Below are 23087 nucleotides of genomic sequence, written 5' to 3'. Positions count from 1 at the left end.
CAGGTGTTCCTCACCCCCACGGGCAACATCGTCGCGCCGAACGGAAACGTCACCGTCGCCAACGTCGACAGCGTCGGCCAGGCGTACAACGACAGCAACAGTTGGTCTGTACCCATCAAGTTCCGCCCCACTGCCTGCGCTTGGTAGATCCTGAGGGCATACTCGGGAACGACTCGCGTTGACAGCATCGAGTAGCACCGAGAACTGATCAGAAGGGCTGCGATCCTGCCATTGCTCCGCAATCGAATGCGTGAGCGGTGATAGCAGTCTCGATACAACTGTGCGGGTGGGTGTAATTCCGCCCATCCGCACAGTTGTGGCCCGACGCCACCTCCCGGGTCGACGACTGATACCCGAGGACCAGCACCCGACGACAGCGGGGGGAACACACGAGCACCCCTCCGCTGTCATGTTCTTACCACCCACAGAGACCCCGGGGCGGTTTCGAACGCATCCCGCACTGAAGCGCCCATGTCCCCTCATTGAGCAGTTCCCGCTGGCACTCCTTACAATATCTTTCCGATAATGGTCGTTATGTCAATCGAGCCTCTGCCCCGTAGCGCGGTCGAGCCGACTGTGCGGGATGCCACCTTCGAGCTTCGCCCGGTGGGCTTTCCGCCTCTCGTGCGGGTCCGTCGCGCTGGGCCGCAGTCGATTCTCGGGGCAGTGCCGGAGAGCGTCCCACATGTGCGTTAGCGGTGGGTCCGCCTCCGGAACCTCCTCCGCGGTCGATCGACCACGCCACCGTCGGTCGAGAACGAACTGCATGAGCTCATCGTCACGGCTGCGTTGATCGTCGGGCTGCAGTGCAGAGGCAGAACCGCGGAGGTTCGCCAGATCGCCGAGCATCGCTGCTCGAATGGTCAGTCCCCGCCCGGCTCGTCCAGCGCGTCCAGGTCGCCGAGCGCCTCCCGGGCACGCGCCAGCCGCGCCTCCTCCGGCTCGTCCCACCACGCCGGTCCGCGCTCGCCGAGCCCGTGCTTCGCGAGCCCCACGCGGACGCGCGCAGCCGCGACCGCGTCCTCATCCCCGGCGCGCTTCCCCGACTGAACTCCCGACCGCCCCCTCCCCAGGTGCGAGGTCAGCGCAGCGACGAGATCAGCAGGAAGGATCGGATCCGTGCGCCGCCAGCGGCGCCCGCCGACGACCAGCCAGCGCTCGTCCTCCTCGTCAGTCACGCCGCCGCTCCCCTCCAGCACGGCTCAGCGCCGCGAGACCAGACCCGAAAGCGCGGCGAACGCCCGCTCCGGACCGGTCGTGCCGGTGAGGTCCTCCGCCAGCGCGTCGAGTCGCTCTCTCGCCGGTCCGCCCAGCGCGAGCATCCGCGCGGCCGCCTCGGCAAGAGCCGACACAGGCGCCACGTTCGGATCGAGCACCTCCGCTACCCCCGCATCCTCCAGCGCGGCCGCCCCGGCGAACTGATCCGTCGAGAACGGCAGGACCACCAGCGGCACCCCCGCGGTCATCGACTCGGTGACGCTGTTGTTCCCGCCGTGCGTCACAGCGAGCGCGGCGCGGCCCAGCAGCGTGACCTGCGGGAGGAAGCCGCGGACGAGCCACGACGGCGGGACGTCGCCGAGGGCCGCGCGGTCCGTCGCTCCGGAGGCGAGGGCGACCCGCACCGGGCGGCCGTCGACCGAGACCGTGGCGAGGGCGGCGACGACGCGGGCGAGCACGTCGTCGCGCACCGAGAGGAAGCTGCCGAAGCTGACGTAGACGACCGGGTCGTCCGAGGCGGCCAGCCACTCCTCGACCTCGGCGTCGACGGGCTCGGAGCGGACCGCCGAGCCGAGGAACGCGTGCGGCGGCAGCTGGGCGGTGCGGGCCGGGTCGTGCAGCTCGCCGGGGTAGTTCAGCAGCAGCACGTCGCCGGACTCGGCGAACGCGTCCTGGCTGGCGGGGGCGGCGGAGTCGAGCGAGGCGAGGGCGGCGTTCCACTCGGCGGTGAAGGAGTCGCGGACCTCGTCGCAGAGGGCGCGCAGGGCGGCCAGGTCGTCCGGGTCGGGAGCGAAGGCGTCGGGCCAGACGGGCGGGAAGCCGTAGACCTCGCCGGGCACCGTGAGGGCGCTGGGGTGCCCGAGCACGACGTCGCCGTAGGGCACGCCGAGCGCGCGCAGGGCGACGCGCGCGGTGAAGGCGAGGTGGTCGACGACGATCGCATCGGGCTGCACCTCGTCGAGGATCTCGCGCAGCCGGGCGGCGACTCCGGCCGGGTCCCACAGCAGGTCGGTCAGCCGCTCGCGCGCCTGGTAGGCGAGGGTCGGGACCATGCCCTGCCGGGTCGCCGCGAAGAATCCGCGGAGCGACTCCCCCTCGTCGGGAGCCTGCTCCTCGGCCCGGATCGTGCCGGGGTTCGAGCCGCGTCCGAGTCGGAGCGCGACGTGCTCGAAGCCGAAGTCGTCGACGATCGCGCGGGTCGCGTCGCCCGTGGCGACCACCACGCGCTCGCCGGCCGCGCGCCAGGCGGTGCCGAGCGTCGCGAGCGGGAGCAGGTGGGAGGCGTAGTCGGGGCTGACGATCAGCAGGGTCATGACGCTCCGAGCACGAGGTCGGAGCGCAGCGGGCGCTCCTGGTCGGCGGTCGCCTGCGCGTAGACGCCGGCGAGGGCGCGCGCCATCGCCTCGATCGTGTACCGCTCGGCGACCATCGCGCGGCCGCGCTCGGCGGCGTGCTCGGCGAGGGGGCCCGCGGCGAGCTCGAGGGCCGACGTCGCAGCTCCGGCGAGCGCCGTCGCGTCGGCGGTGTCGATCAGGAAGCCGGTCACGCCGTCCTCGACGTAGGTCACCGGGCCGCCGGTCGCGGGGGCGACGACGACGAGGCCCGCGGCGAGCGCTTCGAGCAGGGCGATGCCGAACTCCTCCTTGACGCTCGCGCAGACGTACGCGCCTCCGGGGGCGGCGAGCCCGGGGCGGCCGTGCCGGACCGCGCCGAGCCAGCGGGCCACGGTGCCGTTCGGGCGGTGCCCGGCGAGCAGCAGTCCGTCCTCCGCCCCTCCGGCGGCGAGGATGCGGTCGAGCTGCTCGCGCTCGTCGGGGCTCGGGTCGGCGAGGTCGCCGCCCACGAGCACGAGGTTCGCGCGGCTCCTCAGGGCGGAGTCGCCCGCCCACGCCTCGGCGAGCGCCGCCATGCCCTTCACCCGGTGCAGCCTGCCGACGCTGAGCAGCAGGGGCAGCTCGCGCCGCTCGGGGGGCAGGCCCGCGAGCAGGTCGTCCAGGGCCGAGAGGTCGTCGCCGACGTCGATCGCGACGTCCTCGCCCGCCGCGGAGGCGCGGGCGGCCTGCTCGCCGCGCTCGACGAGGCGCACGTCGATCCCCTCCGGGACGATCGTGTGCCGCTCCGGATGCGCGGTGATGTCGATCCCGATCAGCTCGCGCATGCTCTGCGCCAGGTCGGCGCGGGGGAAGAGCACAGTGTGCGCGGCGTCGGCGGCGAGGCGCTGCACGAGTCGCACGCGGAACCAGAAGTGCTCGGCGGAGTCGCGGTCGCCGAAGTCGGCGCGCGAGAGCGTGCCCGCGGCGTCGAGGCCGGCGATGAGGGCGTGCGGGTCGGGCGCGACGGTGAAGACGACCGGGATCTCGAGCTCGCGGGCGACCGCGGCAGCGGCGAGCGAGCCGACGTCGGCCATGCGCAGGTGCAGCACGTCGACCCGGCCCGCGGCGCGCAGGATCCGGCGGATGCCGCGCTCGGCGGCGATCCGGCGGGGCCAGGCCTCGGGCATCGGGACGGCCGAACCGGCGAAGGGCACCGGAGCGAACCCGTGGCCGGCCGAGGGCAGGTCGGCGAGAGCGCGCTCCGCCTCCGCGGGAGTGCCGCGCGAGAGGGTCAGCACGCGCTCGATGCCGTCCTCTCCTCCGAGGGCGTCGCCGAGGCGGACGAGCAGCGTCGCGATGCCTCCGTTGTCGCCGGCGCGACCCGGGTCAGGGTGCCGTCGATGTCGGCGTGCAGGAAGAGCTGCGCGACCGTGGGGCTGGCGTCGGCGAGCGGAGCCGGTGCGTGGTCGAGGAGGGCGACGCGGGCGATCGAGCTCAGCGGTCCCTCCAGGGCGGTCAGGCGCGAGAGCAGCAGCTCGGCGTCGTCCGAGCGGCGCTCGCCCAGCGCGTCGATCGCGGCGGCCCGGGCGTCGAACCCCTCCGCCTCGTCGGCGGCGAGCTCGAGCAGGGTGCGCTCGGCGATCGGGCCCGGCACCAGGCCGAGCGTCTCGACGAACCGGGAGCGGGCGGCGGGATCGCGCTCGCCGATCAGGGCTCCCTCGAGGGCGAGCGAGAGCGGCTCCGGAGTCGAGGAGCCCCAGAGCAGCAGCGTGCGCTGGGCGAGCATGCCGACGAAGCCGCCCGCCCCGACCATCCGCAGGAGCGGTCCGATCGCGCTCGGCCGCGGCAGCCGGCCGCCGAAGGCCCAGGCGGCGTGCTCGCGGATGAAGGCCCGCTCGTCGGCGAGCAGGCGGAGGAGGGCGAGGTCCGCCTCCTCGTCGAAGACCTGCGCCAGCGAGTGCACGGCGGCGATGGCGGTCAGCTGGTCCGATGGATCGAGGGCGGCGCGGGTGAGCAGGCGCACGGCGCGTCCGCCCCCGTCGCTCACGGCGGCGATCGTGAGCTCGTCAGCGGCGCGGACGGCCTCGAGCAGGGTCGGTGCGCCGCGCACGGCATCGAGAACGGTCTGGGTGGCCACGGTTCACCTGGTCTCGTCGGGACGGATGGAGCAGCACGCCCACTCCGATCGTCCTTCGGAGCCGTCGGGCTCCCCGGATCGCGGCGTCGGCGGACCGAGTACGAGCATGCCGCGCCGGGTCCTGGGATTTCACCACTTGCGCAGACCCCCGTGATGTGCGCACTGTCAAGGGGCTACCGGCCCCGATCTGCATCCTCCACGCGCGCGAGCCGGTCTGTTCAGGAGCGCGAGGTCCACTCCAGCAGTCGCTCCACCGGCCAGGTCGTCACGATCCGCTCCTCGGGGACGCCGAGCCGCTCGGCGCGCTCGGCCCCGTAGTCGAGGAGCCCGAGCTGCCCCGGAGCGTGCGCGTCGCTGTCGATCGAGAACAGGCAGCCCGCCTCGATCGCCAGGGCGATGAGCTCGTCCGGCGGGTCCTCCCGCTCGGGGCGGGAGTTGATCTCGACGGCGGTCCCGTGATCGGCGCAGGCCCGGAAGACGGCCCCCGCATCGAACTCCGACGGCGGCCGCGTGCCGCGCTCCCCGCTCACCAGCCGTCCGGTCACGTGGCCGAGCACGTCGGTCCGCGGATCGGAGGCGGCGGCGACCAGACGCGCGGTCATCTCGCGTCGCGGAGTCCGCAGCTTCGAGTGGGCGCTCGCCACGACCACGTCGAGGCGGTCGAGCATCTCGGGGGTCTGATCGAGCGAGCCGTCCTCGAGCACGTCCACCTCGATCCCGCTGAGCAGCCGGAGCGAGCCCGTCTCGAGGGTCGCCAGGTGCGCGAGCTGCTCCTCGAGCCGCTCCGCGCTCAGCCCGTGCGCGACGCGCAGCCGCGGCGAGTGGTCGGTGAGAGCGAGGTACTCGTAACCGAGCGCCAGAGCGGCATCCGCCATCGCGGCGATCGGAGTCGCTCCGTCCGACCACTCGCTGTGGCTGTGCAGATCGCCGCGCAGCCGGGCGCGGAGGGCGCTCGTCGGCAGGGGGCTGCTGCCGCGCAGGTCCGCGAGGTAGTCGGGCACCCGCCCCTCCCTGGCCTGGCTGATCACGGTGAAGGTCGTGTCGCCGATGCCCGCGGCGCGGCGCACGGCACCGAGGTCCTCGCGCTCCGCCGCCGACAGGCCCTCGAGCACCGCGATCGCCTTGCGGAACGCCTTCGCGCGGTACTTCGACGCGCGCTCCCGTTCGAGCAGGGTCGCGATCTCCTGCAGCGCCGCGATCGGATCCATGACCCCGGTCTACCAGACACCGGAGCCGCCGCTCACCCCTTCCGCTCCACGAGCGCCTGCAGGGCGTCGCGGACGAACCGGGCGCCCTCGACGCCTCCGTAGTGCACGGCGAAGCGCTCGTCCGCGACGTACATCTCACCGAGCCCGAGCAGGTACTCGTCGCTCGGCCCGCCGTCGGCGTCGCGCGGAGTGCCGGGGATCCCCGCCAGCCACGCGCGGTGCCGCTCGGCGAGGGCGAGCGCCCGGGCGCCGGAGGGATCCGCTCCGCTCGAGGCGGCGGCGATCCAGTCGGCGGCGAGGTCCTGCTGCGCGAGCCGCCACCGCTCCTTCTCCTCCGCGCCCATCGACCGCCACCAGCGGTCGCCCTCGGCGTAGGCCGGCGCACCCCAGCGGCGCTCCACCTCCTCGCGGTGCTCCGCGTGGTCGAAACCGTCGAACATCTCCTCGGCCATCGGCCCGTTCCCTTCTCTCATCGTCGTGATGGTGCGGCGGACGGCCGCGATCCGGCGGCCCAGGCGCCGCTGCTCCTCCTCGAGCACGTCGACGTGCCGTTCGAGCGCGGTGAGCGGCTCGGTGTCGCGGCGCAGGATCCGCCCGATCTCGGCGAGCCCGAGGCCGAGGTCGCGCAGCAGCAGGATCCGCTGCAGCGTCACGAGCGCGGCGGCGTCGTAGTAGCGGAGACCGCCGGCCCCCACCCGGCTGGGCGGCAGCAGGCCCACGGCCCCGTAGTGCCGCAGCGCGCGGCTCGTCGTGCCCGCGAGCCGCGCCACCTCCTGCACCGACCACTCCTGCTCCACGACGACCTCCTCCGCGCTCGGACCACCCCGATCCGCCGACAGGAGCGACCGTACGGGTTGACGCTGCGTCAACGGCAAGACCGCGCTCGGCCGGTTCCGGAGCGACGACTCTTCGGAATCGCTGTGCGCTCTTGCTGCGGGCGCAAGACGCGATATATCGTGACTCTCACCACTCGCGATATATCGCGTCACACGCATCCGCTCCGCTCCGGGGCGAAAGAAGAAGGAGGAGACCATGTCACTCGAGAAATGGCTCGTGCAGGCGGGCGAATCGAAGGTCATCGACCTCGATGTCGTCCGCTCCGTCAAGATCGCCCTGGTCGGAGGTCAGATCGACGTCATCGCGCACGACGAGCCGACCGCCCGCGTGGAGGTCCACAGCGTCGGCGGACGCCCGCTCAAGGTCTCGATGGACGGCGACCGCCTCGAGATCGACCACATCCAGCTGCGCTGGGACTCGATCGTGGAGGTCGTGAAGGGCCTCGGCCGCCGCGGAGACCGCGCCGACGTGAGCCTCCTGGTCCCCCGCGGTGTCGCGCTCAAGTTCGACACCGTCTCGGCCGACGGACTCGTCTCGGGCCTGCACAGCGACGCCCGCGTCTCGACCGTCGGCGGCGACGTCGTGATCGACGGCCTGCACGGCGACATCGACGTGAACACCGTCCACGGCGAGCTCTCGGTGCGCAACCACACCGGCCGCGTCGCCGCGCACACCGTGTCGGGCGACGTCACGGCCGCCGGCGCCCTCACCCGCTTCACCGTGGACGGCGTCTCGGGCAGCGTCTTCGTCGACGCCGAGGGCACCCCCGACGAGATCCAGGCCAACACCGTCAGCGGCGACCTCACCGTCCGCATCGACGAGGGTCTCGGCGCGCGCTACCGCATCAACACCGTCTCGGGCACCCTGCAGCTCGACGGCTCGGTCGTGCGCGGCACGTTCGGCCGCGGCTACACCTCGACCACCGGGTCCCTCGACTCGAAGTGGGTCGACATCGCCGCCAACTCGGTGACCGGCGACGTCGTCGTCGTGCGCCGCAGCACCGCGGGCGCCACCGCCCCCGCCTCCGTCGGAGAGGGCGCAGGCTGGGGCTCCCCCGACGCCGGCTCCCCGACCGACGACCAGCGCCCGATGGACGGAGGCTCGCTGTGAGCCCCGTCTTCGCGCACGGCCGCCTGCGCCTCTACCTGCTCAGCCTCCTCGCCGAGGCGCCCAAGCACGGCTACGAGCTGATCCAGGCCCTCAGCGACCGCTTCGGCGGCACCTACGCCCCGAGCGCCGGCACGGTCTACCCGCGCCTCGCGAAGCTCGAGGAGGAGGGGCTCGTCACGAAGGAGGCCGACGGCCGCAAGACCGTCTACTCGATCACCGACGAGGGCCGCGCCGAGCTCGCGAACCGCGCCACCGATCTGGGCGACATCGAGGACGAGCTGACGGATTCGGTCCGCCGCCTCGCCGACGAGGTCCGCCTGGGCGTCGCGGAGGCGATGAAGAGCCTCCGCGCCGATCTCGCCAGCGCGGCCCGCGACGCCCGCGGGGATCGCGGCGACCGCGCTCCCGAGCACTCGGCCGAGCAGCCCCCGCGCACTCAGGACGAGCCCGCCGCCGAGCCCGCTCGGGAGTCGACCCCCGCGCCGACCGACGCGCGCACCGCCTCCCGCCTCGCCCTGCGCGACGCGGAGGTGCTGCTCACCGAGTTCCGCGAGGAGCTGCGGGCCGAGCTCCGCACCGCCGCCTCGCAGGGCTCCGTCACGCCGGCCAGCGTCGACGCCCTCCGGTCCGCTCTCGAGCAGGCCCGCGCCTCCGTCCGCTCGACCCTGAGCTGACCCCGGCGCGACCCGCAGGACACCGCTGAAGGGCGGGGAACCCGTGAGGGATCCCCGCCCTTCAGCGCGTCTCAGTCGTCGAGTCGCGCCCGTTCGAGCGGATCCGGAGAGAAGCGTCCGCGCGGGATCCGCGAGCGCACGAGCATCCCGATGCCGATCAGCGCGGCCGCCGAGCCCATCACGATGCCGCTCACCGCGTCGATCCGCCCCTGCGACTCCGCGTGCACCAGGCTCAGCAGCGCCGTCTGCGCGAGCACCAGCAGCACCAGGGCCGCCGCGATGTTCGCCAGCCGCGCGGCCTCGAGCAGCAGGGCCCGCTGGCGCCGGGCGGTGATCGTGCCCACGATCGCGAAGGTCAGCTCGGTCAGCGCGATGACCGCCAGGGCGAGCGCGATCGGCTGCGGGAACGCCGCCTCGGGCGAGTCGTCGACGAACTCCCACGCAGAGGCCGCCGTGTAGAGAACCGCGCTGATCGCGATCATCCGCCCGATGATCCGGTAGAGGCGCCGCTGCACGGCGAAGTCGACCCGCACGCCGCGCCGGGAGTGGTGGGCCCGGAGGACGAGCACCCGTGAGACGGCGACCGCGGCTGTGACGAGCACGTTCGCGAAGAGGAACAGCGACGGGGCGGCGACGGTCAGGGCGATCTTGCCCAGGACCACCAGCACGCTGATCGGCACGCCGAGTCCGATGAGCAGGACGCCGCGCTCGTAGGTGTCGGCGACCGTCGCGCGCAGGCGGTCGGCGGGAGCCGCCGCGACGACCGCGGTCGTCTCGGGTAGTGCCTCCGGGCCCGTCATGCTCCTCCTCCGCGTCCGCACGCGCAGGACACCCCATTCTCCGCCCTCGAACGCGCCAGCCGGCGCGCCTACTCCCGCCCCACCGCCAGCGCCTCCTCCTCGACGTCGAGGAACGCGAGCGCGCTCACGACGGCGGGCTCCTGGTAGCGCCCCTCGGCGCGCGCCCGCAGCACCGCCTCCCGCTCGGCCGCGATCATCACGCGCCGGAGCCGGTTGTACGAGTGGGTCAGCGGCTCCGAGTCCTCGGCCGCGGGAGGGTTCTCGAGCGCGTCTGCGAGGAAGGTGGCGTTGCGCCGCAGCCGGTCGAGCACCCGCTCCTCCACCCCGTCCTGCGGCTCCTCGTCGAGCCGAGCCAGCCCGGCCGTCTGCGCCTCGGCGAGCAGCATCTGCTTCTCGACGTGCTCCTGCATGTCGTTGGGCGGCGGCAGCTTCAGCACGCGGATGAGGCTCGGCAGCGCGAGCCCCTCGACGAGCGTGCCCGCCACCACCACGAAGGCGAGGAACTGCAGGAACTCCCGCTGCGGCGTCTCCTCGGGCAGGAGGAACGCGGCGGCCAGCGTGACGACGCCGCGGATCCCCGCGAACGAGACGCCGATCGCCGTCGGCCAGGTCCAGCCGCGCTGCTGCAGCCGCCGGGGACCGTGCCGGTAGAGCACGGTCGTCATGATCATCCACAGCACGCGGCTGCCGATCAGCGTCGCGAGCAGGGCCGCGCTGATGCCCACGGTCTGCCAGAGCCCGATCCCGGAGTCGGCGGTCGCCTCGACGACCGACGCGAGACTCAGCCCGATGAAGAGGAACACCGCGTTCTCGAGCAGGAACTGGATCGTGCGCCAGTTCAGCGACTCCGCGATGCGCGCCTGCGCCGACTGGATCACCGGCGCCCGGAAGCCCAGGTAGAGCCCGGCGACCACGACCGCGAGCACTCCCGAGCCGTGCAGCAGCTGCGCCGGGATGAAGGCGAGGTAGGGGGTCACGAGCGACAGGCTGGTGTCGAGCACCGAGGACTGCACCTGCTTGCGCACGGCCCCCAGCACCACGGCGACGACGATGCCCACGCCTCCGCCGACGACCACGGCGAGCACGAAGTCGAGGGCGACCCCGCCCGGAGTGACGGTGCTGGCGAGGGCGAGGATCGACGCGTTCAGCGCGACGAGCGCGGTCGCGTCGTTGAGCAGGCTCTCGCCCTCGAGCACCGTGAGCATGCGGCGCGGCAGGCGGAGCCGTCCGGCGATCGCGGTGACCGCCACCGCGTCGGTCGGAGCGACGATCGCCCCGAACGCAAGGGCCGCCGCGATCGAGATCGCGGGCACCACCGCCCAGGCCACCGCGCCCACCACGAGCACCGTGAACACGACCAGGCCGACCGAGAGCAGCAGGATGCTGTCGCCGCGCGCCCGGACGTCGAGCACGGAGGTACGGAGCGCCGCCGCGTAGAGCAGCGGCGGAAGGATCCCGAACAGCACCACGTCGGGCTCGACCACGACCTCGGGGATCCCGGGCACGAACGAGGCCAGGGCGCCCACCGCCACGAGGGCGACGGGAGCCGACCAGTTCACCCGGCCCGAGAGCCCGGTCACCAGGACGGTGACGACGACGAACGAGACGATCCAGACGATCGCGACGACCGGCTCCTCCACAGGGCCCCTCCCCGGGGCGCGGGCGGCGCGCCTCCGCGCACCATCATGGCGCGCGGGAACGGGCCGCGGAGGAGCCTCCCGGATCAGCCGAGCCGCGTCAGCGGCGCGCGTCGTGCACGTCGCGCGCCTTCATCACCCGCGCCGAGTCGACCGGGTTCATGCCGAGCACGATCTTGCCGCGCGAGTGCCGCTTCTCGAGGTCGTCGAACGCGTCCTGCACGAAGCCGTAGGGGTAGAAGCCCGAGACGAGCACCCGCAGCTTCTGCGCGGCGACGAGGCCGACCAGCTCGCCGAGGATCTCGGTGTCCTGCGCCGCCGTCTCGGCGTCGGGCCAGACGGCGCGGAGCTCGATCTCCTTGCGGTCGTCGCTCGAGTGGTACCGGCTGCCCTCGATGCCCAGCGACGCGGCGAGCTCGTCGTTGCCGCCGAAGTTGTCCAGGAACGCCGTGACGCCTCCCGGAGCGGCCTCGCGGATGCGCTCGGCGATGCCGTCGCCGTAGACGATCGGCTTCACTCCGATCTGGCGGAGGTAGTCGAAGTTGCGCTCGCCGCAGGTGCCGATGACCGTCGCCCCGCGCAGCTTCGCGAGCTGGATCTCGAGACTGCCGACCCCGCCCGCCGCGGCCGAGACGACCACGGTGTCGCCCGCGGCGACGTGCACCGCCTCGAGCGCACGCCACGCGGTCACGCCGGCGAGGAACAGCGCGCCGCCGACCTCCCAGCTGACCGAGGCGGGCTTGGGCACGAGGTTCTCGCGCGGCACGACCACGTGGGTGGCGTGCGAGCCCACGAGCGCGTGGCCGACGACGTCGCTCTTGAGCTTGAGGTCGGTGACCCCCTCGCCCAGGCCCACGACGACGCCGGCGAGGTCGGTGCCCTGGCGCATGGGGAAGACGGCGGAGTGGTCGGAGTCGAAGCGGCCCTCGCGGATGAACGCCTCCATGTGGTTCACGCCCGCGGCGAGCACCTCGACGAGCACCTCGCCCCGGCCGGGCACCGGCCTCTCGACCTCCGCGACCTCGAGCACGTCGACCCCGCCGAAGCGGGAGTACTGGACCACACGGGCGGAGTCGGAGCGGAGACGGTTCATGGGCTCATCCTGTTCCTCTCCGGGGCGGAACCGGTGACCCCCGAACGGGGACGTGCGTCTCGCGGCCACCTGGATCGGCCGCGCGAATCCGTGAGGGCACGAATCATTCGTGCCGCGACGAGTGGCAGGATGAGCGCGTGGAACCGGACCCGCTCGCCCTGCAGAACCAGGTGTGCTTCTCGCTCGCCGTCGCCGCGCGCACCGTCATCGGGCTCTACCGGCCCGTCCTGGAGCCGATGGGCCTCACGCACCCGCAGTACCTCGTCCTGCTCGCCCTCTGGGAGCGCAGTCCCCGCTCGCTCGGCGACCTCGGCGAGGCGCTGCACCTCGAGCCCGCCACCCTGAGCCCCCTGGTGAAGCGGCTGGAGGCGAACGGGCACGTGACCCGGACCCGCAGCACCGAGGACGAGCGGCGCCTCGACGTCGCCCTCACCCCGTCCGGGGCGGCCCTGCGCGAGGAGGCCCTGCTCGTGCCTCCGCAGATCGTCGAGCGCCTCGACCTGCCCCTCGACGACCTCGTCGCGATCCGCGACTCCCTCACCCGTCTCATCGGAGCGGCGTCCCGCCCCTGAGGTCTGCCCGACGCCCGCCCCGACCTCTGCCCGACGACTGTCGGAAAAGCCCCGGTCACAGCGACGGATCAGCCCGCTCACGGCTGCGCTCCCGACGGCTTGACTCGCCTTGCGCACGGAGTAATGTCGTCGCTCGTGACAAAAGAGGGCCCCGGGTCCGACGCGCTGGCCTCCGCCTCCGACGCCGGCGAACTGCGGACGGCGAAGCACTTCTTCATCGGGGAGCCCCTCTCGAGCGACAAGCTCGAGGGCCAGCTGCTCAAGAAGCGGCTCGCGCTCCCGATCTTCGCCAGCGACCCGCTCTCCTCCGTGGCCTACGCGCCGCAGGAGCTGCTGATGATCCTGCTGCTCGGCGGGCTCTCCTTCCTCACCTTCGCGCCGTGGGTCGCGGCCTGCGTGGTCGTCCTGCTGCTCGTCGTGGTCCTGAGCTACCGCCAGCTGATCCGCGCCTACCCCTCGGGCGGCGGCGACTACGAGGTGGCCCGCACGAACCTCGGCGAGACCGCCGGCCTCACGGTCGCCTCCGCGCTGCTGGTCGACTACGTGCTCACCGTGGCGGTCTCGGTCGCCTCGGGAGTCGACAACATCATCTCCGCGGTCCCCGAGCTCGCGCCGCTGCGGGTCGAGCTCGCGATCCTCTTCGTAGTGCTGCTGGCCGCGGTGAACCTCCGCGGCGTCTCGGAGTCGAGCAGGGCGTTCGCGATCCCGACCTACCTCTTCGTCGTCAGCGTCTTCGTCATGGTCGTCGTCGGCCTCGTCCGCACCCTGCTGGGCGACGCCCCGGTGGCCGAGTCGGCCGGCTACACCGTCCGCGCCGAGGAGCTCACCCAGGCCGCGGTCGTGCTCCTGCTGCTGCGCTCGTTCGCCAGCGGATGCGCGGCCCTCACGGGCGTCGAGGCCATCTCGAACGGCGTGCCCGCATTCCGCGCCCCGAAGGTGAAGAACGCGCAGCGCACCCTCGTGGCGATGGGCTCCATCGCCATCGTGCTCTTCGTGGGACTCACCGCGCTCGCCCTCGTCTCGGACGTGCACTACGCCGAGGACGCCTGCCACCTCGTCGGCTTCGCGGGCTGCGAGGACACTCCGCAGCGCTCCGTGATCGCGCAGGTCGCGGCCGCGACCTTCGGCAACGGCTCGATCCTCTTCTTCGTGATCCAGGCGGCGACCGCGGCGGTCCTGCTGCTCGCGGCGAACACCGCCTTCAACGGCTTCCCGCTGCTGGGCTCCGTGCTCGCCCGCGACGGCTTCGCCCCGAAGTCGCTGAACACCCGCGGCGACCGCCTGATCTACTCCAACGGAGTGATCATCCTCGCGCTCGTCGCCGCGATCATCCTGCTCGTCTACCAGGCCTCGCTGACGAGCCTGGTGCAGCTGTACATCATCGGCGTCTTCGTCTCGTTCACCCTCGGGCAGACCGGCATGGTGAAGCACTGGATCCGGCTCATCAAGCAGGGCGAGGGCTCCCGCACCGTCTACACGAGCCTGGGCATCAACCTCTTCGGAGCGGCCCTGACGTTCGTCGTCCTCGTGATCGTCACGATCACGAAGTTCACGCACGGCGCCTGGCTGGTCTACCTGGTGATGCCGATCCTGGGCGTCCTGATGGCCGGCGTCTACCGCTACTACCGCGACGTCGAGAAGGAGATCGAGGTCGACCCGACCACGACCTTCGGAGCGAACGGCGACCACGCGATCGTGCTCGTGGGCCGCATGAACAAGCCCACGCTGAAGGCGCTCGATTACGCCATTGCGGCTCGGCACGAGACGCTCGAGGCCGTCCACTCCTCCATCGATGACGCCCAGACGGCCCAGTTGAAGGCCGACTGGGAGCGGATGGACATCCAGGTGCCGCTGCGCTGCGTGGCCTCGCCCTACCGCGACATCTCGTACCCGCTGATCAAGTACATCAAGGCGCACCGCCTTGAGCACGGCTCCGAGATCACCACCGTCTACATGCCGCAGTACATCGTCGGCCACTGGTGGGAGTCGTTCCTCCACAACCACAAGTCGCGCCGGATCCGCCAGAAGCTCTTGCTCGTGCACGGGGTGACCGTGGCGCTGGTGCCGTGGCTGCTCGACTCCTCCGAGCTGATCTACGGCCGCCGCTCGCGGCCGATCCCGGGCCAGGCCCGCCGCGGGGAGCCGGTGCGCCCGGTGACCCGCCGCCCGATCCCTCCGGCGTCCGTGCTGCCCAAGGGCGCCGCGGGCGAGGGTGCTCCGCGCAGCAACTCGCGCACCGCGGCCTCGGTTCGCACCAAGAAGGGCGGCAAGCGCCGCTGACCCGGCGCAGGACCTCTGCCGAGAGGGGGCGTCGTTCACGATCGTGGCTGAGCGGCACTCCCGGCCGAGGTTCTGCGGCACGACGCCGCTGAGGTCCTGCGGCACGACGCCGCTGAGGTCCTCCCAGCACGACGCCACTGAGGTCCTCCGAGCACGACGAAGCCCGTGAACGGATAGAGGGCCCGCGGCCATCGGCCGCGAGCCCTCGATTTCCCCTTGTGCCTTCCCCCGAAGGCGGCCCGCCCCAACGGGCCGTTCTCGACGTTATCGGCGGGCTATGGACCTGCGCATCCTCCTCACGACGGATCCGCACCCGCCGCGGGAAGGGGTGCGGGGGACACGACGAGCCGGTGCAGGACGGCGATGGCGAGGGCCGCGCACGCCGTGCAGATCACGGTGAGGACCGCGGCGTCGACGACCTCCGAGCGGTACTCGGGGGCCAGCGGATCGAAGCCGGCGACCGCCAGGACGACCCCGATGGGCACGACGGCCGCGGCGAGCACCACGGACCAGGCCGCGAGGCGGACGGAGGTGCGCCCGTCGGGGGCCATCGAGCGGGGCCTGCGCGAGACGTACCAGACCAGCGCTCCGATGCCGAGGCCCACGAGCCCCAGCACCCCGCTGGCGTACTGCAGCCACTTGTAGACCGGGAACGGCCCGAGTTCCCGCTCGAGCGCTGGGATCGCCACGACGCCCGCGCCGGACAGGTGGGTGAACGCGTCCCAGAGCACGTGCGTGGCGGCTCCGATCACGATGCCCGCCGCCGTGAGGAGCAGCGCCGCGACCCACGCGCGCGCGCCCCGCGGAGCCGGTCGGCGGGGGCGGAAGCGCATGCGGACGACCCGCGGCGCGAGGTCGCGCCAGGCGGGCTCGAGGAGCACGATCCAGAGGGCGAGCCCGACGGCGCCGAGCGCCAGGTCGACCGTGACGACGCCCAGGAGCGAGTGGGTCGCGGTGCGCGCACCCTCCCACGGCAGGTACATCCCGATGTCGGGCATGACCGCGCCGGAGGCCACGGCGCTCGCGGGGATGCGGCCGTTCCTGAAGGCCAGAGCGACGACGGCGTGGCTCGGAGTGAACGGCATGCTCCACGGTATCCCGGCGGCGCAGGCGGGCGTCGGGAAGCGACAGCCGGTCCCTCCCCTCCCCACCCGCCCGGGGGGAGCTCGGAGGAGCACGACCGTAGAATCGCACGGACGTCCGGCCCGCCGGGCTCAGGTGACGACGGATCGGAGCGGGTGTGCGGAAGGCGTTCGCGATCCTCCGGCTCGCGCTCGCGGGTCTGGGCGCCGTGGGCCTGGTCGCCGACTTCTTCTACACGCTCGGCTTCCGCGCGTTCCAGATCGACAACTTCTTCGCCTACTTCACGACGCAGTCGAACATGGCCGGAGTCGTCCTGCTGGGCCTCTCGGGGCTCGTCGCCCTCGCCCGCGTCCGCGAGCCCCGGTGGCTCAGCACCGTGCGGGCCCTCGTGCTGACCTACATGGTGGTCTCGGGCATCGTCTTCGGCCTCATCGCCGTGGAGGCCGGCAACCGCGGCGTCCGCGTCGACGTGCCGTGGTCGAGCGCACTGCTGCACTTCGTGATCCCGACGTTGGCGATGCTCGACTGGATCCTCGGACCCGGCCGGCGTCCCGTGCCGTGGCGCTCGACCCTCACCGTGCTCGGCTTCCCGGTGGTGTGGGGCGTCATCACGCTGGTCCGCGGCGCCCTCATCGGCTGGTACCCGTACTTCTTCCTCGACCCCGATCAGGTCGACGGCCCGGTGATGTACGTCGTCTACGACGTGATCGTGCTCGGGCTCATCTCGGGCATCGCGGCGTTCGTCGTCGCGCTCAGCCGGGTCCGCCCGCTGGGCGAGTCGCACACGGCGGAGTGGCGGGGCCCGTTCGCGAGGCTGCGCGAGCTGGTCAGTCGGGGACGACGGCGAACGGCTCCAGCGCCGTCACCGCGACCGTGAGCAGCTCGTCGTCGCTGAGCCCCTGCAGCGACAAGGCCTGATCGGCGCCGACGAGGCCGATCAGCACCGTCTCGCCGGCGACCGGCTGCAGGTTCACCCACTCCGTGATGCCCGCCTCCGAGCCCACGAGCGACCACCGCACGGCCGACACCGCCTCGGCGTCCGCATCCCAGAACGACTCGTCGAAGCGCAGCCAGAGGGTCTCCACGACTCCGGAGCCGATCGCCGCGATCGCGGCGCGGTGCGCGAACGGGAGGGGCGGGTCGAACACGATCGCGTCGGTCTTGAGGACCCCGATCGGCACCGTGACCAGCACGCGGTCGGCCGAGAACGACTCCCCCGTGGCGAGGCGGACGCTGGCGCCCTCCTCGTCGTAGCCGATGCCGCTGACGACGGCGCGCAGCGAGACCTCGACGTCCTCGAGCAGCGACGCGACGAGCGGAGCGAGGCCGTCGGTCAGGACGGCGTCCGCGCGCTCGGAGTCGTCGTCGAGCTCCTGGGCCGTGGTCGCGGCCGAGGCGTCGCCGAGCCCGTACCAGGACGAGAGCTCCGCGGGGGCGGCGCCGGTCGTGAGCGCCGCGCCTCCAGCGACGTAGGCGGCGACCCGCTCGGGCTCGCCGTCGCCGCTGCCGGCCTCCGCCTCGGCCGGATCGGCGGCACCGGATCCGGCGAAGGCCTCGGCGAGCGGCACGTCCTCGGACTGCTCGGCCCCCCACTCCAGCGCCCGGGTCAGCGCGTCGGCGCCGGTCGTGCCGACGTCGAGGACGGAGCCGTCGGCCGCGACCGAGCGGATCGCCGCGAGGTCGATCGGAGTGGTGCCCACTCCCGCGTCGAGGACGCTCTCGCGCAGGGCCGGGCCGGCGCCGGTCAGCGCCCAGGCTCCGCTGTCGACCGCGACGGGCCAGCCGTCGGGCCGCGTGGTCGCGATGCGGCCCCCGGTGCGCTCGCGCGCCTCGACGAGGGTGACGTCGTAGCCCGCGTCGATGAGGCGGCGGGCCGCGATCGCGCCCGCGAGCCCCGCTCCGACGATCGCGATTCGCTCGCCGTCGGCCGCGACCGCCGCGATCCCGCCGGCGGCGCGGACGCCCGAGTTCCAGGCGCCCTGCAGGGTGCCCGGCTCGGACGAGTCGGTCGCCTCCCCGGCGAAGAAGACGCGGTCGAGCACGTTCTGCGCGAGGTCGTCGCGGTGCTCGGGAGTCGCTCCGACGGGCAGGTAGGAGGTGCTGCCGAGCGCGTACGGATCGGTGCCCCAGGCGGAGCGGACGAACGCCGAAGGGGTCGGAACGGCGGTGGTGCTCGGGGTGGGCACGGGCGCCTTCGTCACCGAGCGGGTGGGCGTCGGACGCGGCGGCGTGCAGCCCGCGAGGACCAGGAGGCCGGCCCCCGTGGCGGCTCCCGAGAGGAAGGTGCGGCGTCCGATCGTCATCCCCGACATCCTACGTTCTCGCCTCCGAGCGCCGCCCTCGGCGCACCCGGGGATCCTCGCGCACCCCTGCCCGCTCGCCGGGCGCCACCGCGAGGGCCTGGTGAGCACGAGATCGCCGTCGCGAGCACGGCCTGATCGTGCGAGCTGCAAGGAGGGAAGCGAAGGCCACTGCGGGCAGTGGTCGAGATTCCCGACGCCGCAGATCGTGCGATCAGGACGAGCGGAGCACGCGAGATCGTGTTCACCAGGCCCGAGGCCCGGCGGACGCCCGACCGCGAGTGGTAGACCTGGACCATGAGCAACGACATCCGCGAACTCGCCGAGGGCGAGAGCTACCTCGCCTTCTTCCAGGGCGGCCCCTTCGACGGGCAGACCGAGACCCGCGTCAGCACCGATGGCGGCTACGAGAAGGAGGTGGACGTCTACGCGGCCGTGGACGGCCAGGAGACCCACCTCGTCTACACCGCCGTCGCCGCGAAGGAGGTCGGCGAGTCGGTCCACGTGACCTTCACCCTCGACGCCCCCGACTCCGACCCCATCGAGGACCACGAGGACCGCGGCGGCGGATTCCAGTAGTCCGCACTCCTCCAGGGCGCCGTCCCGGCTTCGGCCGGGGCGGCGCCCGTCGTTCCCGGCCGCCCCGCCTGTGACGAAGCATGACGTCCCCCCTGCGGGTGTCAGGGTGGTGACCCTACGATCACCGCTGGAGCGGCCGAGCAGCGGGCGCCGGACGGAGACGACGATGCCCACCACGAACGCGACCCCCACGATCGGCCAGCAGTCCACCGAGTTCACCACCGGATTCACGGCCGCCATCGGCGACGACCTCGCGGCGGTCTTCGCCGGCGAGCAGGCCGACCTCGTCTCGGCCGGAGTCCCCGACCACGCCGTGTCCGCGGGCGACGAGCTGCCGGATGCGACGGTCCTGACCGTCGACGGCGAGTCCGTCGCGCTGTCCTCCGTGCTGGGCGAGGGCGCCGCCGTGCTCGTCTTCTACCGCGGCGCCTGGTGCCCGTACTGCAACCTCACCCTCCGCCACTACGACGCCACCCTCGCCCCGGCCCTGCGCGAGCGCGGCGTCGCGTTCGTCGCGATCAGCCCCCAGACCGCGGACGGCTCGCGCTCGACCGGCGACGGCGAGCTCGGCTTCACCGTCGTCTCGGACCCGGGCAACACCCTCGCCGGGCGCCTGGGCATCGTGACGGCCCCGAGTGACGCGGCGATCGAGGCGCACACCTCCCTCGGATTCGCGGTGAAGGACTCGAACGCGGACGACACCCCCGCGATCCCGTTCCCGACCGTGCTCGTCGTCGACGCGGGCCGCGTCGTGCGCTTCGCCGACGTGCACGTGGACTACACGACCCGCACCGAGACCGACGAGATCCTCGCGGCGGTCGACGACCTGGCGTGACTCCCGCCGGGGCGGGGAGGCCGCTGTCAAGCCTCCCCGCCGTCGGGGCGCTCTCCCCATCCGGCTGCCTAGTCTCCTTCGAACCACCATCGACGCCGACGGACGGCGCCGGAAGGAGAACCCGCATGACCGAGATCACCGCGCACCACGGCCTCTTCAAGGACACGAACCTCCACGTCGACGACACCGGCGGCTCGGGCCGCCCGATCGTCCTGATCCACGGCTGGCCGCTCTCGGGCGAGTCCTGGTCCGAGCAGGTCCCGGCGCTCACCGCCGCCGGCTACCGCGTCGTCACCTACGACCGCCGGGGCTTCGGCCGCAGCGACAAGCCGCTCACCGGCTACACCTACGACACGCTGACCGAGGACCTGCACGCGCTCCTCACCGAGCTCGACCTGCAGGACGTGACGCTGGTCGGCTTCTCGATGGGCGGCGGCGAGGTCGCCCGCTACTTCTCGAAGTACGGCACCGAGCGCCTGCGCAGCGTCGTGTTCGCCTCCGCGGTGCCGCCGTACCTGATGAAGGGCTCCGACAACCCGGACGGCCCGCTCGAGAAGTCCCAGGCCGCCGAGATGACGGCCGGTCTCACCAAGGACCAGGACGCGTTCTACGACGACTTCACCACCCAGTTCTTCTCGGCGAAGGGCACGCTCGTCGTCTCGGAGGAGCAGCGCCAGGACGCGCTCGCCCTCGCGAAGCAGTCGTCGAAGGTCGCCGCGCTCGCCTGCATGACGGCGTTCGCGACCACGGACTTCCGTGAGGACCTGCCGCTCGTCACCCTCCCGACGCTCGTCATCCACGGCGACAGCGACGCGACCGTGCCCTTCGAGGGCTCGGGCGCGCGCACGCACGCCGCGATCCCCGGCTCCGAGCTGCACGTCGTCGAGGGCGGCCCCCACGGCGTCAACGTCAGCCACGCGGAGGAGTGGAACGCCCGCGTCCTCGAGTTCCTCGCGAAGTAGGCGGCGCCGCCTCCCCCCTGCTGATCGAGTAGGCCGCGCAGCCTCTCCTTTGCTGATCGAGTAGGCCGCGCAGCGGCCGTATCGAGATCCCCGACCCCCGGAGCACGCGGGTCTCGATACGCCCCTCCGGGGCTACTCGACCAGCAGGCGTCGAGCAGGCCGCGCAGCGGCCGTCTCGAGATCCGCCGCCGCCCGCAGTCGCCGCGTCAGCCCTTCTCCGCGCCCTCGGTCGTGTTCATGATCCGCTTCTGGAAGACGAAGAACAGCACCGCCACCGGGATCGACATCAGCACCGCCGCCGCCAGCTGCAGCGGGTACTGGTTGCCGGTGCCCAGCTGCCCCGAGACCAGCGATGCGACTCCGGTCGTCAGCGTGTTCAGCTCCGGCGACTGCCGCGAGACCACGAAGTGCGAGAACTCGTTCCACGAGCCCTGGAACGACAGGATGAACAGCGTCACGATCGCCGGACGCGCCATCGGCACCACGATCGAGCGGAACGTGCGGAACACGCCGGCCCCGTCGATCCGCGCGGCCTCCTCGATCGACAGCGGGATCGAGTCGAAGAACTGCTTCATGATGAAGATGCCCGCCGCGTCCACGATCAGCGGCACGATCATCCCCGCGTAGCTGTCGTAGAGCCCGAGCTGCTTGAGGATCAGGAACCGCGGGATCAGCAGCACGACCGCCGGCACGCTCATCACTCCGATGAACAGCGCGAACAGGAAGCCCCGCCCGCGGAAGTTCAGCCGCGACAGCGCGTAGCCCGCGAGCGAGTCGAAGAACACGCGCCCGATGGTCACGAACACCGTCACGATGACCGAGTTCAGCGTCCACAGCGGCAGCGGCACGTCGGTGAAGAGCCGCTCGTACGAGGCGAACGACCAGGTCGCCGGGAGCAGGGAGAGCGGGTTCGAGGTCGCATCCGCGTCGGTCTTGAACGACGACGCGACCGAGATCAGGAACGGGTAGATGTAGACGAGCGCGAGCGCGATCAGCAGCAGGTAGCCGCCGATCAGCGAGGCGCGTCCGCGGGCCCCGAGCTGCACGCGGCGGCGCGGGAGCGGCGCGGCGGGCGTCTCGTCGACGGCCCGTGTGCCGGAGTCGATCAGGGTGCTCATCGCACACCTCCCGTGGTGAGGGTCGTGGCGGCGTCGGCCCGGGCGGCGCGGCGGCGGCTGCGGGGCTCGCCCTTCTCGCGCAGCAGCGCCCGCTGCAGCAGCGTGAGCACCACGATGATGAAGAAGAGGATGAACGCGATCGCCGCGCCCTGCCCCCAGCGGAGGTCGGTGAACGAGGACTCGTAGGCGAGGAACGCGGGCGTGAGCAGCGTCTTGCCGGGTGAGCCGCCTCCGGTCAGGTAGATCTGGTCGAAGACCTGCCAGGTGCCGATCAACCCGAGGGTGAGCACCGTGAAGAGCGTGGGCTTGAGCATCGGCAGGGTGACCGAGAAGAACTTGCGGAGCGCCCCGGCGCCGTCCATCAGCGCCGCCTCGTCGATCTCGGCGCCGATGTTCTGCAGCGCCGCGAGGAACAGCAGCATGAAGGTGCCCGACGTGGTGAAGATCGCCATCGTGATCAGCACGCACATGGCGACGGAGGGGCCCGACAGCCAGTCCCACCAGGTGAGCCCGAGCGGAGCGGCGGCGGCCAGCGGACCGGAGCCGTCGACTCCGACGGCGCCGAGGACGCTGTGCAGGATCCCGGACGGGTCGGCCATCCAGGTGGGGCCGTCGGCGCCGAACCAGCCGAGCACGGCGTTCACGACGCCTGATGCGCTGAAGAGGAACAGGAAGATCACGGTGATCGCGATCGACGACGTGACGGAGGGGAAGTAGAAGGCGGTGCGGAAGAATCCGCGCCCGCGCAGGATGCGCCGGTTCACCTGCACCGCGAGGAACAGCGCGAGGGCCGTCTGCAGCGGCACGACGAGCAGCACGTAGTAGAGGTTGTTGCGGATCGAGGTGCCGAAGTCCTTCTGCGCCAGGCCCGGCTCGGTGAGCACCGCCTGGTAGTTGTCGGCGCCGACGAACTGCGCGGTCGGACCCAGCGGCGAGCCGAGGCCGTTCCAGTTGCTGACGCTGACCCACAGCGCGAGGCCGATGGGCAGCACGAGGAAGACGCCGATGACGAGGATCGCGGGGAGGGTGAAGAGCCAGCCGTAGCGGGCCTCGTGCCCGCGGATGCCGGAGCGGCGCCTGCGTGCGGGTGCGGGGGCGGTCATCGATGCGTCTCCTTCGACGTGTCGGGGGCGGGGCTCGGAGGTGCGATCTGCAGGTGTCGGTGCGGTCTGCAGGGGTGCCGATCTGCAGGACTTCGCGCCGTCTGCAGGGGATCGACGTGCGATCTGCAGGGGATCCTCGCGGGAGAGCACGTTCCTCCGCTCGCAGGAGTCGGAATCTCGCGGATCCCCTGCAGATCGTGCGGATGCCTGCAGACCGTGCAGATGCCT

The 23087-nt window shown here is 72.4% G+C and carries 21 protein-coding genes; 8 read left to right on the top strand and 13 right to left on the bottom strand.

Annotated features, from left to right (window positions below):
* Positions 1-863: 863 nt before the first annotated feature.
* From B0T42_RS08655 to B0T42_RS08635, 6 genes are all read right to left on the bottom strand, one after another.
* Positions 864-1178, bottom strand: a complete 315-nt coding sequence (locus B0T42_RS08655) for a biopolymer transporter Tol (protein ID WP_077222807.1) — start codon at positions 1176-1178, stop codon at positions 864-866.
* 24 nt (positions 1179-1202) lie between these two features.
* Entirely contained in the window at positions 1203-2531 is a 1329-nt protein-coding gene (locus B0T42_RS08650) for a glycosyltransferase (protein ID WP_077222800.1), read from the bottom strand.
* Positions 2528-3838 (bottom strand): glycosyltransferase, encoded by a 1311-nt coding sequence (locus B0T42_RS21220; RefSeq protein WP_342418224.1) that lies wholly within the window; start codon positions 3836-3838, stop codon positions 2528-2530. The genes B0T42_RS08650 and B0T42_RS21220 overlap by 4 nt, the downstream gene beginning before the upstream one ends.
* On the bottom strand, positions 3823-4668 hold the full coding sequence (locus tag B0T42_RS21215) for a hypothetical protein (protein ID WP_236720187.1): 846 nt from the start codon (positions 4666-4668) through the stop codon (positions 3823-3825). Before B0T42_RS21215 ends, B0T42_RS21220 begins: the two co-directional genes overlap by 16 nt.
* A 218-nt stretch (positions 4669-4886) precedes the next feature.
* Complete coding sequence (locus B0T42_RS08640) at positions 4887-5876, bottom strand: PHP domain-containing protein (protein WP_077222799.1); 990 nt, start codon at positions 5874-5876, stop codon at positions 4887-4889.
* Positions 5877-5908: 32 nt separating this feature from the next.
* Positions 5909-6673 (bottom strand): MerR family transcriptional regulator, encoded by a 765-nt coding sequence (locus B0T42_RS08635; protein ID WP_236720186.1) that lies wholly within the window; start codon positions 6671-6673, stop codon positions 5909-5911.
* Positions 6674-6908: 235 nt separating this feature from the next.
* On the opposite strand from B0T42_RS08635, the gene B0T42_RS08630 reads away from it, so the two are divergent.
* Entirely contained in the window at positions 6909-7823 is a 915-nt protein-coding gene (locus B0T42_RS08630; protein ID WP_077222798.1) for a DUF4097 family beta strand repeat-containing protein, read from the top strand.
* Positions 7820-8497, top strand: a complete 678-nt coding sequence (locus B0T42_RS08625) for a PadR family transcriptional regulator (RefSeq protein ID WP_077222797.1) — start codon at positions 7820-7822, stop codon at positions 8495-8497. Before B0T42_RS08630 ends, B0T42_RS08625 begins: the two co-directional genes overlap by 4 nt.
* A gap of 71 nt (positions 8498-8568) precedes the next feature.
* Here the strand turns inward: B0T42_RS08625 and B0T42_RS08620 are convergent, their stop codons facing one another.
* The 3 genes from B0T42_RS08620 to B0T42_RS08610 all read right to left on the bottom strand — a co-directional run bounded on the left by B0T42_RS08620 (position 8569) and on the right by B0T42_RS08610 (position 12027).
* Positions 8569-9297, bottom strand: coding sequence for a hypothetical protein (locus B0T42_RS08620; protein WP_077222796.1), 729 nt, complete (start codon positions 9295-9297; stop codon positions 8569-8571).
* Positions 9298-9365: 68 nt separating this feature from the next.
* Entirely contained in the window at positions 9366-10937 is a 1572-nt protein-coding gene (locus B0T42_RS08615; protein WP_077222795.1) for a cation:proton antiporter, read from the bottom strand.
* Between the two features lie 97 nt (positions 10938-11034).
* A complete protein-coding gene (locus B0T42_RS08610) occupies positions 11035-12027 on the bottom strand; it encodes an NADP-dependent oxidoreductase (RefSeq protein ID WP_077222794.1) in 993 nt (330 codons plus the stop codon).
* Positions 12028-12164: 137 nt separating this feature from the next.
* On the opposite strand from B0T42_RS08610, the gene B0T42_RS08605 reads away from it, so the two are divergent.
* Both B0T42_RS08605 and B0T42_RS08600 read left to right on the top strand, forming a co-directional pair.
* Positions 12165-12599: a MarR family winged helix-turn-helix transcriptional regulator gene (locus tag B0T42_RS08605; protein ID WP_201788512.1), complete on the top strand. Its 435-nt coding sequence runs from the start codon at positions 12165-12167 to the stop codon at positions 12597-12599.
* Between the two features lie 123 nt (positions 12600-12722).
* A complete protein-coding gene (locus B0T42_RS08600; protein WP_077222793.1) occupies positions 12723-14879 on the top strand; it encodes an APC family permease in 2157 nt (718 codons plus the stop codon).
* Positions 14880-15175: 296 nt separating this feature from the next.
* Here the strand turns inward: B0T42_RS08600 and B0T42_RS08595 are convergent, their stop codons facing one another.
* A complete protein-coding gene (locus B0T42_RS08595) occupies positions 15176-15964 on the bottom strand; it encodes a DUF4184 family protein (protein WP_077222792.1) in 789 nt (262 codons plus the stop codon).
* 155 nt (positions 15965-16119) lie between these two features.
* Between B0T42_RS08595 and B0T42_RS08590 the strand changes: the two genes are divergently transcribed.
* Entirely contained in the window at positions 16120-16839 is a 720-nt protein-coding gene (locus tag B0T42_RS08590) for a Pr6Pr family membrane protein (protein ID WP_077222791.1), read from the top strand.
* Here the strand turns inward: B0T42_RS08590 and B0T42_RS19490 are convergent.
* Positions 16790-18265: an NAD(P)/FAD-dependent oxidoreductase gene (locus B0T42_RS19490; RefSeq protein WP_158078081.1), complete on the bottom strand. Its 1476-nt coding sequence runs from the start codon at positions 18263-18265 to the stop codon at positions 16790-16792. The two genes, B0T42_RS08590 and B0T42_RS19490, sit on opposite strands and share 50 nt — an antisense overlap.
* Positions 18266-18559: 294 nt before the next feature.
* On the opposite strand from B0T42_RS19490, the gene B0T42_RS19485 reads away from it, so the two are divergent.
* The 3 genes from B0T42_RS19485 to B0T42_RS08575 all read left to right on the top strand — a co-directional run bounded on the left by B0T42_RS19485 (position 18560) and on the right by B0T42_RS08575 (position 20638).
* The gene (locus tag B0T42_RS19485) at positions 18560-18841 is read left to right on the top strand and encodes a hypothetical protein (RefSeq protein WP_055789301.1); all 282 of its coding nucleotides are present in this window, start codon (positions 18560-18562) and stop codon (positions 18839-18841) included.
* 166 nt (positions 18842-19007) lie between these two features.
* The gene (locus B0T42_RS08580; protein ID WP_077222789.1) at positions 19008-19676 is read left to right on the top strand and encodes a peroxiredoxin-like family protein; all 669 of its coding nucleotides are present in this window, start codon (positions 19008-19010) and stop codon (positions 19674-19676) included.
* A gap of 125 nt (positions 19677-19801) precedes the next feature.
* Complete coding sequence (locus tag B0T42_RS08575; RefSeq protein ID WP_077222788.1) at positions 19802-20638, top strand: alpha/beta fold hydrolase; 837 nt, start codon at positions 19802-19804, stop codon at positions 20636-20638.
* A 206-nt stretch (positions 20639-20844) separates the two neighbouring features.
* On the opposite strand, the gene B0T42_RS08570 is transcribed toward B0T42_RS08575, so the two are convergent.
* The gene (locus B0T42_RS08570) at positions 20845-21756 is read right to left on the bottom strand and encodes a carbohydrate ABC transporter permease (RefSeq protein WP_077222787.1); all 912 of its coding nucleotides are present in this window, start codon (positions 21754-21756) and stop codon (positions 20845-20847) included.
* A complete protein-coding gene (locus tag B0T42_RS08565) occupies positions 21753-22859 on the bottom strand; it encodes a carbohydrate ABC transporter permease (protein ID WP_077222786.1) in 1107 nt (368 codons plus the stop codon). Before B0T42_RS08565 ends, B0T42_RS08570 begins: the two co-directional genes overlap by 4 nt.
* Positions 22860-23087 lie beyond the last annotated feature (228 nt).

It is taken from the genome of Rathayibacter rhapontici (genome assembly GCF_001995175.1).
In the GTDB taxonomy this organism is placed as follows: Bacteria; Actinomycetota; Actinomycetes; order Actinomycetales; family Microbacteriaceae; genus Rathayibacter.
The sequence above is the reverse complement of the archived record's forward strand: the minus strand, read 5'-3'. Positions and strand labels throughout refer to the sequence as shown.

Coding starts and splice junctions, on each gene's coding strand:
- B0T42_RS08570 (WP_077222787.1), bottom strand. CDS start 21,756: ATGAGCACCCTGATCGACTCCGGCACACGGGCCGTCGACGAGACGCCC.
- B0T42_RS08595 (WP_077222792.1), bottom strand. CDS start 15,964: ATGCCGTTCACTCCGAGCCACGCCGTCGTCGCTCTGGCCTTCAGGAAC.
- B0T42_RS08565 (WP_077222786.1), bottom strand. CDS start 22,859: ATGACCGCCCCCGCACCCGCACGCAGGCGCCGCTCCGGCATCCGCGGG.
- B0T42_RS19490 (WP_158078081.1), bottom strand. CDS start 18,265: ATGACGATCGGACGCCGCACCTTCCTCTCGGGAGCCGCCACGGGGGCC.
- B0T42_RS08650 (WP_077222800.1), bottom strand. CDS start 2,531: ATGACCCTGCTGATCGTCAGCCCCGACTACGCCTCCCACCTGCTCCCG.
- B0T42_RS08630 (WP_077222798.1), top strand. CDS start 6,909: ATGTCACTCGAGAAATGGCTCGTGCAGGCGGGCGAATCGAAGGTCATC.
- B0T42_RS19485 (WP_055789301.1), top strand. CDS start 18,560: ATGAGCAACGACATCCGCGAACTCGCCGAGGGCGAGAGCTACCTCGCC.
- B0T42_RS08610 (WP_077222794.1), bottom strand. CDS start 12,027: ATGAACCGTCTCCGCTCCGACTCCGCCCGTGTGGTCCAGTACTCCCGC.
- B0T42_RS08640 (WP_077222799.1), bottom strand. CDS start 5,876: ATGGATCCGATCGCGGCGCTGCAGGAGATCGCGACCCTGCTCGAACGG.
- B0T42_RS08620 (WP_077222796.1), bottom strand. CDS start 9,297: ATGACGGGCCCGGAGGCACTACCCGAGACGACCGCGGTCGTCGCGGCG.
- B0T42_RS08600 (WP_077222793.1), top strand. CDS start 12,723: ATGTCGTCGCTCGTGACAAAAGAGGGCCCCGGGTCCGACGCGCTGGCC.
- B0T42_RS08580 (WP_077222789.1), top strand. CDS start 19,008: ATGCCCACCACGAACGCGACCCCCACGATCGGCCAGCAGTCCACCGAG.
- B0T42_RS08575 (WP_077222788.1), top strand. CDS start 19,802: ATGACCGAGATCACCGCGCACCACGGCCTCTTCAAGGACACGAACCTC.